The sequence below is a fragment of the Streptomyces fuscichromogenes genome, from assembly GCF_014645815.1.
Lineage (GTDB): Bacteria > Actinomycetota > Actinomycetes > Streptomycetales > Streptomycetaceae > Streptomyces > Streptomyces fuscichromogenes.
The window spans coordinates 120,453-135,551 of record NZ_BMML01000013.1; the positions used below are offsets into that span (position 1 = coordinate 120,453).

The 15,099-nt window shown below is 72.1% G+C and carries 10 protein-coding genes; 8 read left to right on the forward strand and 2 right to left on the reverse strand.

The annotated features are described in order from the left end of the window. Positions 1-17: 17 nt before the first annotated feature. The 4 genes from IEZ11_RS27160 to IEZ11_RS27175 all read left to right on the forward strand — a co-directional run bounded on the left by IEZ11_RS27160 (position 18) and on the right by IEZ11_RS27175 (position 4,258). The gene (locus IEZ11_RS27160; protein ID WP_189265511.1) at positions 18-1,244 is read left to right on the forward strand and encodes a cytochrome P450; all 1,227 of its coding nucleotides are present in this window, start codon (positions 18-20) and stop codon (positions 1,242-1,244) included. Positions 1,245-1,360: 116 nt separating this feature from the next. Beyond that, positions 1,361-2,863 (forward strand): MFS transporter, encoded by a 1,503-nt coding sequence (locus IEZ11_RS27165; protein WP_189265512.1) that lies wholly within the window; start codon positions 1,361-1,363, stop codon positions 2,861-2,863. Positions 2,864-2,872: 9 nt separating this feature from the next. Continuing rightward, positions 2,873-3,787: an SDR family NAD(P)-dependent oxidoreductase gene (locus IEZ11_RS27170; protein ID WP_189265513.1), complete on the forward strand. Its 915-nt coding sequence runs from the start codon at positions 2,873-2,875 to the stop codon at positions 3,785-3,787. 66 nt (positions 3,788-3,853) lie between these two features. Continuing rightward, complete coding sequence (locus tag IEZ11_RS27175; protein WP_189265514.1) at positions 3,854-4,258, forward strand: nuclear transport factor 2 family protein; 405 nt, start codon at positions 3,854-3,856, stop codon at positions 4,256-4,258. A gap of 55 nt (positions 4,259-4,313) precedes the next feature. Here the strand turns inward: IEZ11_RS27175 and IEZ11_RS27180 are convergent, their stop codons facing one another. Beyond that, a complete protein-coding gene (locus IEZ11_RS27180) occupies positions 4,314-5,828 on the reverse strand; it encodes an aldehyde dehydrogenase family protein (protein WP_268239929.1) in 1,515 nt (504 codons plus the stop codon). A gap of 182 nt (positions 5,829-6,010) precedes the next feature. Here IEZ11_RS27180 and IEZ11_RS27185 point away from each other — a divergent pair, with 182 nt between their 5' ends. The 3 genes from IEZ11_RS27185 (at position 6,011) to IEZ11_RS27195 (ending at position 10,606) form a co-directional block, all read left to right on the forward strand. Continuing rightward, entirely contained in the window at positions 6,011-6,904 is an 894-nt protein-coding gene (locus tag IEZ11_RS27185) for a helix-turn-helix transcriptional regulator (RefSeq protein WP_189265516.1), read from the forward strand. Between the two features lie 157 nt (positions 6,905-7,061). Next, positions 7,062-8,024 carry an SDR family NAD(P)-dependent oxidoreductase gene (locus IEZ11_RS27190; protein ID WP_189265517.1) on the forward strand — a complete coding sequence of 321 codons (963 nt, stop codon included), beginning with the start codon at positions 7,062-7,064 and terminating at the stop codon, positions 8,022-8,024. 215 nt (positions 8,025-8,239) lie between these two features. Beyond that, positions 8,240-10,606 carry an acetyl-CoA acetyltransferase gene (locus IEZ11_RS27195; RefSeq protein WP_189265518.1) on the forward strand — a complete coding sequence of 789 codons (2,367 nt, stop codon included), beginning with the start codon at positions 8,240-8,242 and terminating at the stop codon, positions 10,604-10,606. Between the two features lie 70 nt (positions 10,607-10,676). On the opposite strand, the gene IEZ11_RS27200 is transcribed toward IEZ11_RS27195, so the two are convergent. Then, the gene (locus IEZ11_RS27200; protein ID WP_189265519.1) at positions 10,677-11,591 is read right to left on the reverse strand and encodes a LysR family transcriptional regulator; all 915 of its coding nucleotides are present in this window, start codon (positions 11,589-11,591) and stop codon (positions 10,677-10,679) included. 301 nt (positions 11,592-11,892) lie between these two features. Here IEZ11_RS27200 and IEZ11_RS27205 point away from each other — a divergent pair, with 301 nt between their 5' ends. Then, a complete protein-coding gene (locus IEZ11_RS27205) occupies positions 11,893-15,081 on the forward strand; it encodes a crotonase/enoyl-CoA hydratase family protein (protein WP_189265520.1) in 3,189 nt (1,062 codons plus the stop codon). Positions 15,082-15,099 lie beyond the last annotated feature (18 nt).

The following is a 15,099-nucleotide window of genomic DNA, read 5'->3' on the forward strand; positions in this document are numbered from 1 at the left end:
AAGCGAGTCGCAGCCTCATGGCATCCACTCTGCTCAAGCGAATCCTCCACCCGGACAGCCGCCCCCACCCCTGGGACCTCTACGCCGACCTGCGCGAGGAGGTCGTCAGCGTGCAGGACGACGGGACCCACGTCGTCAGCGGATACGACGAGATCACCGCGCTCCTGCGCGACCCCCGTGTCTCCGTCGACCGGAGCAAGGCCGACGCGGACAGCCGCGGCGGCGCCCAGACCCAGCCCGCAGGCCAGTCTCCCGTCTTCCTGGTCCGGGACAACCCCGGACACGACCGGCTGCGCGGGCAGGCGATGCGGCACTTCGGCCCGCCCGAACTCGCCGACGGCGTCGAGGCGTTGCGCCCCATGGTGGAGGACCTGGTGCGCCGCCATGTCGACCGGCTCACCGGACACACCGAGTTCGACCTGGTGGCCGAGGTCGCCTATCCGGTCCCCGTCCTGGTCGTCTGCCACCTGCTGGGCATCCCCTTCCAGGACGCCCTGGCCCTCGGGGGCCACGCCGAGGAGGCGGTGCGCGGCGCGGAGTTCCAGGTCGACCCGCACGACCCGGAGGTCACGGCGGCCAGGACGCACGCACAGGAGGAACTGAGCGCCTACTTCGCGGCGCACATCGAGCGGCTCCGTGCGAACCCGGGCGACGACATGGTGTCCAGGATGATCCACGACGACGGCCCCGGCGGCCGGATGACCATGCCGGAGCTGCTGGGCACCGTGAACATGCTCTTCGTCGGCGGCCACGAGACGACCGTCAACCTCATCGCCAACTCCCTGCTCCTGCTGCTGCGTCACCCCGACCAGCTGGCCCGCCTCCGGGCCGACCCCGCCCTGGCGGCCGGCGCCGTCGAGGAGACCCTGCGCCTGGAACCCTCCGTGCACATGCGGCCGCGCATCGCCGTCGACGACATCCGTGTCGGGGACCAGGTCATTCCCAGGGGCTCCTCCATCATCCTCAACCTCGCCGCGGCCAACCGCGATCCCCGGCGCTTCACCGACCCGGACACCTTCGACATCACCCGCACGGACAACGCCCACCTCAGCTTCGCCGGCGGCATCCACTACTGCTTCGGCGCCGCGCTCGGCCGGCTGGAGGGCCAGATCGCGGTACGGGAGCTGACCCGGCGCCTGGTCAACCCCCGGCTGCTGCAAGATCCTCCGCCGTACCGCGTACCGGCCGACCTGCGGGGCCCCTCGGCCCTGCGGCTGGCCGTGGACGGCGTGCGGGCCGCCTGAGGCCCGAACGGTCCGGTACGGCGCGGCGCCCCGGCCCCTCGGGGCGCCGTACCGGCACTCCACCCCGCACCACGCCGCCCGCCAGGGCAGCGCACGATCAGACTGGAAACCTCACCGTGTCCCACACACCTTCCCTCCCAGCCCGCGGCACCTCCACACCGCAACCGAACGTCGTCGTGGCGGTCCTGGCCCTCGCCGGTGTCGTGGTCGCGGTGATGCAGACCCTGGTCCTCCCGCTGGTGCCCGAGTTGCCAGGGCTGCTGAACACGTCGTCGTCCAACGCCAGTTGGGCCGTCACCGCCACCCTGCTGGCCGGCGCCGTCGTCACCCCCATGACGGGGCGGCTCGGCGACATGTACGGCAAGCGCCGCATGATGCTCGTCAGCCTGATCGTGATGCTCGCCGGTTCGATCGTGGCCGCCCTCGGCGACTCGCTGGCCCCGGTGATCGTCGGCCGGGCGCTGCAAGGCGCCGCGGCGGGTGTGATCCCGCTCGGCATCAGCATCATGCGCGACGAGCTGCCGGCTGAACGCCTGGGCTCCGCCACCGCCCTGATGAGCGCTTCCCTCGGGGTCGGCGGCGCTCTCGGGCTGCCCGCGGCCGCGCTGATCGCGCAGAACGCCTCCTGGCACACCCTCTTCTGGATCTCGGCCGCGCTCAGCGCGATCGTCATCGTGCTCGTCGTCCTGTTCGTCCCGGAGTCCGAGACGCGCAGCGGTGGCCGCTTCGACCTGGTCGGTGCGCTGGGGCTCACGGCGGCCCTGGTCTGCCTGCTCGTGGCGGTGTCCAAGGGCGCGGCGTGGGGATGGACCAGTGGCACGACGCTGGGCCTGTTCGCCGCGGTCGTCGTGATCCTGCCGCTGTGGGGCCGCTACGAACTGCGCACCGCGCAGCCCCTGGTGGACCTCCCCGTCACCGCCCGCCGGCAGGTCCTCTTCACCAACCTCGCGACGGTGACGTTCGTCTTCTCCATGTTCATGATGCAGCTGGTCGTCCCCCAGCTGATGCAACTGCCCGAGACGACCGGCTACGGCATGGGCAGGTCCCTGGTCACCGTCGGTCTGGTGATGATGCCCCAGGGTCTGGTGGTGATGGCGGTCGCCGGCGCCTCGGCGGCCCTGTCCCGGACCAGGGGCCCCAGAGTGACACTGATGCTCGGTGCCGCCGTCGTCGCCGGCGGCTTCGCGCTGAACATCGTGCTGATGTCGGAGATCTGGCACCTGATCCTGGTCTCCTGCATCGTCGGCGCGGGCATCGGCCTCGCCTACGGCGCCATCCCCTCCCTCATCATGGGCGCGGTTCCGCCGTCCGAGACGGCCGCCGCCAACAGCCTCAACACCCTCATGCGGTACATCGGGAACTCGCTGTCCAGCGCGATCGCGGGGGTGGTCTTCGCCCAGATGAGCGTCTCGTACGGCGGTGCCGTACTGCCGTCCGAGAACAGCTTCAAGGCTCTCATGGCCATCGCCTGCGCGGCAGCCGTCCTCTCCCTGGGCCTGGCCGCCTTCGTGCCCCGGCGCCGGAGCCCCGCCGACCCCCACCCGGCAGGGCCTGTCGCGGCCGCCTCACCGGTCGGCTCCGACGGCGCCGAGAAGTCCACCTCAGACGCAAGGAAGTGAGACATCGTCATGTCCGGAATCACATTCGAGGGCCGCGTCGCCGTCGTCACCGGAGCGGGCGGCGGACTGGGGCGTAGCCATGCCCTGGACCTGGCCGCGCGCGGCGCCAAGGTCGTCGTCAACGACCTCGGCGGCGACATCACCGGCACAGGCAGTGGCACGAGCATGGCCGACCAGGTCGTCAAGGAGATCGAGGAGGCCGGCGGTACCGCCGTCGCCTGCTACGACTCCGTCGCCACTCCCGAGGGCGGCGCGGCGATCGTCCGAACGGCGTTGGACGCCTTCGGCACCCTCGACATCCTCGTCAACAACGCCGGGAACATCCGCAACGCACCGTTCACCAGCCTCACCCCGGAGGCCATCGACGCGCTGCTGGCCGTCCACGTCAGGGGCGCCTTCTACGTCACCCAGCCCGCCTTCGCCGTCATGCGGGACAAGCGATACGGCCGTATCGTCTTCACCTCCTCCGGTGCGGGCGTCTTCGGCAACAAGGAGCAGGCCAACTACGCGGCCGCCAAGACCGCGCTCCTCGGCCTGGCGAACGTCGTGGCCCTGGAGGGCGCGCCTTACGGCATCAAGGCCAACACCATCCTGCCGACGGCGGCGAGCCGGATGGCCGAGGGCATGAGCGCCGACTCCATGGCCGACGCGCCCACCACCCCCGCGCACCACGCACCGGAGGTGATCACCGCGATGGTCACCTATCTGGCGAGCGAGACGAACCCGTACTCCCAGGAGGCCTTCTCCGTCGCCCGTGGCCGCTATGCCCGCGTCTTCACCGGCGTGGTGGACGGCTGGTACGTGCCGCCGACCGACCCGGTTCCCACCGCCGACGACGTGCACGCGCACATCGACCGCATCCGCGACCGCTCCGTGTACCACGTGCCCGGCTCGCTGTGGGACGAACTGACCTTGATGCCATAGCCCTTCGGGGGCCGAAGCCCCCCCCCGACGATCACCCATGCCGATATCAAGCAAGGAGAATTTGTCATGACCAAGAGCGACAACACCGGCCTGGTGCTGAGCTTTTTCGAGAGTTTCAACGCAGGGGACGCCGAGGCGGCGTTCGCGCTGCTGGACGAGGAGGCGGTCTGGTGGGTGGCGGGCAAGCCCGACCGTTTCCCCCTCGCGGGCGATTACGACAAGGACGGGCTGCTGCGACTCCTGGGCACGGTCGGACAGGCCATGCCGAACGGGGTGGACCTCAAGGTCACCTCCACCACGACGCAGGACGACCGGGTCGTGGTGGAGGCCGAGAGCCACGGGGTCTCCGCCGCCGGCAAGGTCTACGACCAGCGGATCATCTATGTCTTCCAACTGCACGACGGCAAGATCCGCCAAGTCCGCGAGTACCTCGACACCCAGCACGCGGTCGACGTCCTGGTGACGGGTTGAGCCCTCGGGGGCGCTCTGGTCGAGCGGGTGCGGGGCCGCCGTGTTCCCCCACCGCTCACAGGCCGAGTCGGGTCCGGATCTCCATGGCCGCCGCGGCGATGGCCTGGTCGAGCCCCGCCGTCGTCTCCGGGGCGAGCGCGGGGGTACCGACCAGTCCCTCCGTCACGCCGTGCGGGCCGGTCTGGGCAGCCACGGTGCGCCGGTGGGTGAACGTGTCGAAGCCGGTCCTGCCGCCGTAGGCGCCGTGGCCGGAGCCGCCGATCCCGCCAAAGGGGGCGTTGCTGAGGGAGGCGTGGAGGAGGCCGTCGTTACGGGTGACGCCACCGGAGGTGGTGTGTCGCAGGAAGTGGCGGAAGTCGTCGCCGTCCTCGCCGTACCAGTAGGCGGCGAGCGGGGCCGGGCGGTCGGCGATGTACGCGACGGGCTCGGCGGGGTCGTCGTACGGGTGGATCACCAGGACCGGACCGAAGATTTCCTCCCGGGAGATCTCCGCCTCCTCGGGCACGTCGAGGAGCAAGGCAGGCGGGATGAGGCGGTCCTCGCGGGACGGTTCCTCCGCGACGGCGGTGATCCTCCTGGCACCGTGCTTCTCGGCGTCCTGGATGAGGTCCAGGACCCGGTCGAAGTTGCGGTCGTCGACCAGGGAGACCGCGGCCGGGTGGTCCGTGTAGGTGGGGAAGAGGCCGGCCAGTGCGGTGCGCAGGCGGTCGGTGAAGCCGTCCACGTGCTGCCGGGGCACGAAGACGTAGTCGGGGCAGAGGCAGACCTGGCCGCCGTTGCTCATCCGGCTGCCCGCGATGCGCCGGGCGGCCAGGTCCAGGTCGGCGTCCCGGGCAACGACGGCAGGGTTCTTCCCGCCCAGCTCCAAGGTGACGGGGACGAGGTTCGCGGCGGCGGCCGCGGCCACCGACCTGCCCACCTGGGGGGAGCCGGTGAACAGGATGTGGTTCAGCGGGAGATGCGAGAACTCCTGCGCCGTCTTCAGGTCCCCGCACACCACGGCGACCTCGTCCTCGCCGAGATACCGGGCCACGGCCCGGGCGAAGATCTCGCCGGTGCGGACGTGCACGTCGGTGAACTTGATGATCACGCGGTTCCCGGCGGCCAGCGCGTCCAGCGCCGGGCGAACGGCGAGACCCACGGGCAGGTTCCACGCGGTGACGACGCCGACGACACCGAGCGGCTGCTGCTGCACGAACGCGGGGACGGGGCCGTCGACGGGGACCGGTTTCATCCACTCCTCCAGACCCTCGCGCAGGACCTGGGACTCCGGGACCAGGCCGAGGACCTCCCCCGCCTTGGACAGGGCTGCCGGGCGTCGGCCGAAGTCCTCGGTCAGCGCGGTGGTGAGCTCGTCCGCGGCATCGAGTACAGCGAGTACGAGTCGGTCGATCCGGTCGCGCCGCGTCTGCGCGGTGGGCGGGCCCTCCAGCCGGAAAGCCGCCCGCTGCACCGCCACGAGCCGGTCGAGCTCCGCACGGTCGACATGTTCAGGGGTGGGGGTGGAAGGAAGTGCGGACAGGGGAACCAGCTCCTTGATTCGTCGGCTGCCACGGCGAAGGAGGATCACGGGATCCGGCCCGCCGCACGCGGAACCGGGGGCTCCGGGAGCGGACGACGGCAACCTGGGAGGGGCCGCGGTCCGCGACGGCCTCCACCGTCTTCGACCGCCGCCGGGTTACCCAGTACCCCGCTCATCCTGGGGGTGACAGGACCAGGCTCGCGGCGACCGGGGGCCGTACCGTGGGAGACATGGTCAACGAAAACCCCCTCGGCGAGTACCTGCGAGCCCGCCGCGAGCAACTGGGCCCCGAGGACGTCGGCCTGCCCGCGTCCGGGCGACGCCGAGTGCCCGGTCTGCGCCGGGAGGAGATGGCGCTGCTCGCCGGCATCAGCGCCGACTACTACCTCCGCCTGGAACAGGGCCGCGACCGCAACCCCTCCGTGCAGGTCCTCGACGCCCTCGCCCGCGCCCTCCACCTCGACGAGGACGCCACGGCCCATCTGCACCGGCTCGCCCACCCCGAGCGCGGTCGCCGACGGCCGACACCGCGGCGCCCCGAGCGCGCTCCCGACGGCATCCGGCAGTTCATCGACACCTGGCCGCACGCCCCCGCCTACGTCCTCGGCCGCATGATGGACGTGCTCGCGGCCAACCCGCTCGCCCAGGCCCTCACCCCCATCCTCACGCCGGGCACCAACATGGTCCGCTCCCTCTTCCTCGCTCCCGTCTCCGCCGCCGCGCACGGGGGCTGGGACGTGAACGCCGAGGGTCTGGTCGCGGCCCTGCGCGCCCTCGTCGGCCCCGACGTCGACGACCCCGCCCTGAACGAACTCGTCGGCGAGCTGTCGGTGCGCAGCGAGGACTTCCGCAAGCTGTGGTCACGCCACGAGGTGCGGCCCAAGCGCAGCGGCACCTTCACCTTCGAACACCCCCAGGTCGGCCCCCTCCAGCTGCGCCACGAGAAGCTGCTGATCACCGACGCCGACCGGCAGACCCTCGTCATCTACCACGCCGACCCGGGCACCCCCACCGCGGAACGCCTCGCCCTCCTCGCCTCCCTCGCCTCCACCCCGAACACCGCTGCGACGCCTTCTTCCGCTTCTCCCGCCGAACGCACCGCCCCGGACGTCCGGCGTGCATGAGGGGCCCGTGCACATGTCCGCTTCGCTGACACTCACGTGTCCTCACCGGCAACGTGCAGGGGTGGCACGGGTCGTGCGGTCGCCGAGCCTGGTCCCGTCACTCCTAGGGTAGGCAGGGCACTGGGTATCCCTGGGACGGTCGCCGACCGTTGCAGGCATGACACTCATCAGCACACCCTTCGGGTTCCATTCCACCGCCGCCGAGGTCGCCGCCGGGATCGATCTGACCGGGCAGCGGGCCATCGTGACCGGAGCGTCCTCCGGACTCGGCGTCGAGACCGCGCGGGCCCTGGCGGGCGTCGGCGCGGAGGTCACCCTCGCGGTCCGTGACCCGGCCGCCGGACAGGTGGCCGCGGACGACATCACCGCCACCACGGGCAACAAGGAGATCAGCGTCGCGGCTCTGGAGCTGGCCGACCGGGAGTCGGTGGCCGCCTTCACCGCCGCCTGGGACGGACCCCTGCACATCCTCGTCAACAACGCGGGCGTCATGGCACTGCCGCGGCTGGAGCTGACGCCGGACGGCTGGGAGAAGCAGTTCGCCGTCAACCACCTCGGCCCGTTCGCCCTCGCGGTGGGCCTGCACAGGGCACTGGCGGCCGCCGGCGGCGCCCGGGTCGTCTCGGTCAGTTCGAGCATGCACATGTGGTCGCCGGTCGTCCTCGACGACCTCCACTTCACCTTCCGGCAGTACGGCCCCTGGCTGGGGTACGGCCAGTCGAAGACCGCCAACATCCTCTTCGCCGTCGGCGCCGCCGACCGCTGGGCCCATGACGGAATCTCCGTCAACGCCGTCACGCCGGGCACCGCCATGAGCAACCTCTACCGGCACAAGCCGCCGTCGCCGACCGAGGGCAAGATGTTCGGCAACGTCAAGGGACTGATCAAGTCGACGGAGCAGGGCGCGGCCACCTCCGTCCTGGCGGCCGCCTCCCCTCTGCTGGAGGGGGTCAGCGGCCGTTACTTCGCCGACTGCGCCGAGGCGGTACCGGTCGACCGGCCGCCGTCGATGGAGACGCAACCCGTTGAGTTCATGAACGCCGTGGCACCCTACGCCCTCGACACGGTGGGCGCCGACCGGCTGTGGGAGGCCTCGCTGCGTCTCATCACCACGCGCTGACCCGGGACGGACGCACCGCCGGGCACCGGACAACACCGACGCGCTCGCCGGGCAGCCACTCCCCCGAGCGCGAGCAGATCCCCGGTCGGCCCACCCTGCCGTACCTCTCCAGTCCGTCACCGCGGGCGTGCGGACCTGCCCATGGCCCGGCGCCCGCACCCGGACCCGCCCCGCTCCGACCGCGCACCAAGCCTCGACAGAAGTGAGAAACGCACATGCAGTACGACGAACTCGACCCCCGCACACCCGTGCTCGTCGGTATCGGCCAGGTGTCCGAACGGCTGGGTGAACCCGGCTACCGCAAGCGCTCGCCCGTCCAGCTCGCCGCCGACGCCGCGCAGGAGGCCCTCGCGGACAGCGGCGCCGCGACGGAGGTCGCGGACATCGTCGACACGGTCGCCGGGGTGCGCCAGTTCGAGACCTCGGCGCCCGGAATGCCCGCGCCGCTCGGGCGCTCCGACAACTTCCCGCGTTCGGTAGCCGCCCGGCTGGGGGCGGACCCGCGCCGGGCGGTCCTGGAGATCGCCGGCGGTCACAGCCCGCAGCACCTGGTGACCGAGCTGGCCGCCGCGATCGCGGCGGGCGAGTCGGAGGTCGCGCTGATCTTCGGCGCCGAGGCCATCTCCACCGCGCAGGCGCTGGCCAAGGCAGAGGAGCGGCCGGATTGGTCCGAGCGGGTCGGCGGCCAGCTGGAAGACCGGGGCTACGGTATGCAGGGCCTCGCGAGCATGCACCGCAGCGCTCACGGGCTGACCGACGCCCCCTCCCAGTACGCCCTGCTGGAGAACGCGCGCCGGGCCCGGCTGAAGCAGTCCCGCCAGGACTACGCGGCCTCGATCGGCCAGCTGTTCGCGCCGTTCACCAAGGTGGCCGCGGCCAACCCGCACGCGAGTGCGTCCGTCGAGCGGTCCGCCGAGGAACTGGTCACGCCGAGCGAGGCCAACCGCCGCATCGCCGACCCCTACACCCGCTACCTCGTGGCCCGGGACAAGGTGAACCAGGGAGCGGCCGTGCTGCTCATGTCCGTAGCGGCAGCCCGGCGGCTCGGCGTGCCCGAGGACCGGTGGGTGTTCCTGCACGGCCACGCCGACCTGCGGGAACGCGACCTGATGGACCGCGCCGACTTCGGCTCGGCCCCCGCGGCGGTCGCGGCGACGCGCGGCGCGCTCGACATGGCGGGTCTGGGCGTGGACGAGGTGTCCACTTTCGATTTCTACAGCTGCTTCCCGGTGGCCGTGTCCGCCGTAATCGAGGGCCTCGGCCTCAGGGACGACGACCCGCGCGGTCTCACCCTCACCGGCGGGCTGCCCTTCTTCGGCGGCCCGGGCAACAACTACTCGATGCACGCCATCGTCGAGACGGTCCAGCGGGCCCGTACCGCCCCCGGCTCTTTCGGCTTCGTCGGCGCCAACGGCGGCTTCCTCAGCAAGTACTCCGCCGGCGTCTACTCCACGGCCCCGGCACCGTGGAAGCCCGCCGCCGACACCGAGAAGCAGGCCGCGCTCGACGCGGTGCCCGCCCCCGCTGAGGCCAGGCACGCCGACGGCTGGGCGAGCATCGAGACGTTCACGGTCAAACACGGCCGCTCCGGCGACACGGGCATCGTCATCGGCCGGCTGGAGCGGGACGGCCGCCGCTTCGTGGCCATGACCCAACCCGGCGACACCGAGACGCTCGGCCTGCTCGCAGCCGAACAGCCCATCGGCGAACGGGTCTTCGTGCGGTCCTTCGGGTACGGCAATCGAGTCACCACCACGGCCGCGCGCATGGAGGAGCTCCTCCCCACTCCCCCGCTCGTCCTGCGCGAGTCCTACGAGCACATCGCCGTCCGCCGCGACGGTCACCTCCTGGAAGTGACGATCAACCGGCCCGAGGTGCGCAACTGCCTGCACCCCATGGCCAACGACGAGCTGGAACACGCCTTCGACTGCTTCTTCGCCGACCCCGACCTGTGGGTCGCGATCATCACCGGCGCCGGGGAGCAGGCCTTCTGCGCCGGGAACGACCTGCGCTACTCCTCCTCGGGCAAGCCGATGTGGGTGCCCAAGAACGGGTTCGGCGGCCTGACCCACCGCGAGGGCATGACCAAGCCGGTCATCGCCGCGGTGAACGGCTACACCATGGCCGGCGGCTTCGAGATCGCCCTCGCCTGCCATCTGATCGTCGCCGACGCGACCGCGCAGTTCGCGCTCACCGAGGTCAGGGTGGGCCTGGTGGCCGGCGAGGGCGGCGCGATCCGGCTGCCGCGGGCGCTGCCGCCGAGGGTCGCGACCGAGATGCTCCTCACCGGCCGCCGTATGGACGCGCAGGAGGCGCTGCGCTGGGGCCTGGTCACCGAGGTCACCGAGCCCGGCAAGGCACTCGACACCGCGCGGGCACTGGCCGCACGCATCCTCGAAGGGTCCCCGGCCGCCGTACGGTCCACTCTGCGGCTCATGACCGAGACCGCGGGCATCGCCGACACCGTGGCCGCGACCCGGCACCCGAGCGCCGTGCTGGACGAGATGTTCGTCAGCGAGGACGCCATCGAGGGCATGACCGCCTTCGCCCAGAAGCGCGAGCCCCTGTGGGTGGGCCGCTGAGGGGCGGCGGGCCCGGCCCAGGACCTCACAAGGTCCCGTCGGCCGGGTCCCCACAGGTCCCGCCGGGTCCTCACAGGCCCATGGGTGCGTCCTCGTACCGCGCCCGCAGCTCGGCGAGCACCTCCCGCAGACCCGGGACGAACTCCTCGGCGCCCCGCCGCCACGCGATGCCGGCCCGGAGGACCATGCCGGGCTCGTCGAGCGGTACGACCCGGAAGGTCGGCGGGCCGAAGACGCGCATGGCGGGAAGGTCGTCGCCGAGGACGGTGAGGGCGAGCGCACCGGTGCGCATGACATGGGCGGCGACCTGCACCGCGTCGCTGTGCGGGAGGTCGACGATACGGGTGACCCCTGCCTCCACCAGCGCCGCCCGGTTCTCGGCCACCACCGACGGATGCACCTTCGGGGAGGTCACCAGCACCTGCCGTCGGCGCAGGTCCCGCAGGGTCAGGGAGGGACGGTCGGCGAACTCGTCGTCGACCGTCATCGCCACCCCGAGCGAGCCCCGGGAGATGACCAGGCTCTCCAGATCCGCGGTGCCGACCGGGAGATGGACGGCGGCCAGGTCGAGACGGCCCGCCACCAGCTCCTCCAGCAGTTCGGCCGACGGGGCGAGGGTGACGGGCAGTTCGACGTCGGGGGCGATCCCGCCGTAGATCGACAGCACGGTGTCCAGGACCCTCGGCGGGGCCAGTGGGGCGGCTCCGGCGCGGCAGAGCCTGGCGCCCGCATGGTCGTGGGCGAAGGTCCGCAGATCGTCGAAGTCGCGGACCACGCCGTCCGCCCGTGCGCGGAAGGCTGCTCCGAAGGACGTCAGTTCCACGTGGTGGTGCTCGCGGACGAACAGGTCGCGGCCGAGTTCGTGCTCCAGTTCCCGGATACGGCGGCTCAGCGGCGAGGCGGTCACATGCAGCCGTTCCGCGGCCCTGCCGAAGTGCAACTCGTCGGCGACGGCGAGGAAATAGCGGAGTTGCTGGATGTCCACGGGGCCAGTAGATCACCAGTTCCGGCCCGGGTTCCACACACCTGCGACGTTGCCATTCCGGACACGTGCGCGTCAGCGAAACGGACATGTACAGATGCCTTCCCCCGAGGCGAGGCTGGATCCAGGAAATACGGAGTTCATACGGCCGACACGCGGTCGTCGCGACCACTCCGACGCGCGCCGGTACGGACACTCTCTCGCCGTACCCAGGGCGTGACCCCCCTTTGCCTCGGCCTCGGGCTGGTCCGCCGTGCCCCGCGTCGGTGCGCGGCGCCGGTGGGCCCGGTCCGGGAGGCGAACGATGAGCGAAGCAGCAACCGGCGGTACGGCACCGGCCCCCTTGAAGGGGTTGCGGGTGATCGACACCACCGACGGGCGGGGCGAGGGGGCGGGCCGCTTCCTCGCCTCCCTGGGCGCCGACGTGATCCTGGTCGAGCCTTCGGGCGGCGCGGACGCCCGCCGCAGGGCCCCCCTGCACGAAGGATCCAGCCTGTACTTCACCGTCCGCAACGCGGGCAAGCGCGGCGTCACCCTCGACCAGGACACCGAGGACGGCCGGCGTGACCTGCTCGCTCTGCTGGACACGGCCGACATCTGGATCGAGTCCGAGCGGCCGGGTGCGCCGGAGCTCGCGTACGAGGCCGTGGCGGCCCGCAATCCCCGGCTCGTGCTGGTCACCGTGACCGACTTCGGGCTGACCGGCCCGTACGCGGGATACGCGGCCACCGACACCGTGCACGCGGCTTTCAGCGGCGTGCTCTCGCGCTCCGGTCTGCCGGGACGGCCGCCGCTGCCGCCGCCCGGGTCGATCGTCGCCGAGACCGCCAACGTCCAGGCGGCCATGGTCGCCCTGTTCGCCCACTACAACAGCCTGGAGAACGGCTACGGCGACCACATCGACTTCTCCGTGCACGAGGCCACCACCCAGGTGATCGACCCCGGGTTCGGCATGGGCGGCTCGGCCACCGGCGGCAGGCGTGCCGCCGAGCTGCCGCCCGGTCGGCCGTCCGCCGGACATCTGTACCCGATCTTCCCGTGTGCCGACGGCCTGGTCCGGATCTGCGTGCTCAATCCCCGGCAGTGGCACGGCATGCGGGCCTGGCTGGGGGAACCGGAGGAGTTCGCCGACCCGCGCTACGACAACATCGCCCTGCGCTTCAAGGAGGCCGACCGGATCCACGGCCTGATCGGCGCCCTCTTCGCCGACCGCACCCGCGACGACCTCGTGCGCCAGGGCCAGGAGCACGGGGTCCCGATCGCCGCGATCCTGACGCCCGGCGAGGCCGTGCACGCCGAGCACTACCTGGAGCGCGGCGCGCTCACCGACACCGAACTCGCCCCCGGCCTCACGGCCCGGCTGCCCTCGGGGTACCTGGAGATCGACGGGGTACGGATGGCTCCGCGCCGCCGGGCCCCGCTGCTGGGCGAGCACAACGACGAGGTGTTCGCGGAGACCCGTACCGCCCGGGAAGCGGCGCCCGCCGCCTCCGGACGCACCCGCCCCCTGGCCGGTCTGCGCGTCCTCGACCTCGGCGTCATCGTCGCCGGGGCCGAGCTGGGCCGGATGCTCGCCGACCAGGGCGCGGACGTGGTCAAGGTGGAGAACCGCGCCTTCCCGGACGGCGGACGGCAGTCCCTCACCGGCGAGGTGATCACCGCCTCCACCGCCTGGGGGCACCGCAACAAGCGCAGCCTGGGCCTGAACCTGCGGGACCCGGAGGGCGTCGCCCTCTTCAAGAAGCTCGCCGCCGACGCCGACGTCGTCCTGTCCAACTTCAAGCCCGGCACCCTCGACTCCCTCGGGCTCAGCCCGGACGTCCTGCTGGCGCTCAACCCGCGGCTGGTGATCGCCGACAGCAGTGCCTTCGGGCCGAGCGGACCGTGGAGCCGCCGCCTTGGCTACGGCCCCCTCGTACGTGCCTCCACCGGGCTGAGCGACCTGTGGCGCTACCCTGGCGACCCGGACGGGCACAGCGACTCGATCACCATCTACCCGGACCACGTGGTCGGGCGGATCGGCGCGGCGACCGTCGTGGCCCAGCTGATCCAGCGGCTTCGGACCGGTGTGGGCGGCACCGTCAGCATCGCGCAGGCGGAGATCATCCTGGACACGCTGGCGGAGCAGCTGGCGGGCGAGTGGGTCGCCCCCGGTTCCGTGCGGGCGGTCTCGGACGGCGTGTATCCCTGCGCGGGAGACGACCAGTGGGCCGTGATCGGTGTGCGTGACGACGCCGACTGGCAGCGGCTGTGCGCGGTCGTCGGACGCGAGGACCTCGCCGTCGAACCGGAGTTGTCCCACGCGGAGGGGCGCCGCGCCCACCGCGCCCTGATCGACGAGGCCCTGTCGTCCTGGACTTCGGCCCGCACCCCGCAGAAGGTCACCGAGCTGCTCCAGGCGGCCGGCGTTCCGTCGGCGCCCATGCTGCGCGTGGTCGACCTGCTGACCGATCCGCACCTGACGGCGCGCGGCTTCTTCACCGAACTGCGGCAGCCGACGCTCGACGAGCCGCTGCCCACCGAGGCCCGCCCCGCCCACTCGCTCCACCTCGCCGACCCGCCCCTGCGCCCCGCGCCGCTGGCCGCCGAACACACCCGCGAGCTGAGCCGCGAACTCCTCGGTCTGTCCGACGAGGAGACCGAGAAGCTCATCGACAGCGGGGTCCTCGAAATCCACGTCCCCAAGGAGACCCGCCCCGTGACCCCCGCCCCGCAGCCGGTCCTGGTCGAACGCCAGGGCCACGTCATGGTCATCACCCTCAACCGGCCCGAGGCCCGCAACGCGGTCAACGCGGCCGTCGCCCGGGGCATCGGCTCCGCGCTGGAGGAGGCCGACCAGGACCCGGAGGTGCGGGCCGTCGTCATCACCGGCGCCGGGGACAAGGCTTTCTGCGCGGGCGCCGACCTCAAGGCGGTGGCGCGCGGCGAGGACATCATGCCACCGGAGACCAAGGAGTGGGGCTTCGCCGCCTACGTCAACCACCACATCGGCAAGCCCACCATCGCCGCCGTGCGTGGCTTCGCCCTCGGCGGCGGCACGGAGATCGCGCTGGCCAGCGACCTGGTCGTGGCGGCCGAGGACGCGTCCTTCGGGCTCCCGGAGGTCAAGCGGGGCATCATCGCCGCCGCCGGCGGTGCCTTCAGGCTCGCGGCCCAGCTGCCGACCAAGATCGGCACGGAGCTGCTGCTGACCGGCGACACGCTGGACGCGCCCACGGCCAAGTCCTACGGCCTGGTCAACCGGGTCGTGCCCGCCGACCGGGTGCTCGCCGAGGCGATCGCCCTCGCCGAACGCATCGGCGCCAACGCTCCCCTCGCCGTCCAGGCCAGCAAGCGCATCGCCCGCGGTATCAGCGCCGGGCAGGTCGAGACCGAGCGGGGCGCCTGGGAGATCAACGAGCAGGAGCTGCTGGGGCTGATGAACTCCGCGGACGCCCAGGAGGGCCCCCGGGCCTTCGCCGAGAAGCGCGCCCCGGTCTGGCAGGCCCGCTGACAACCGCCGTACGACGAA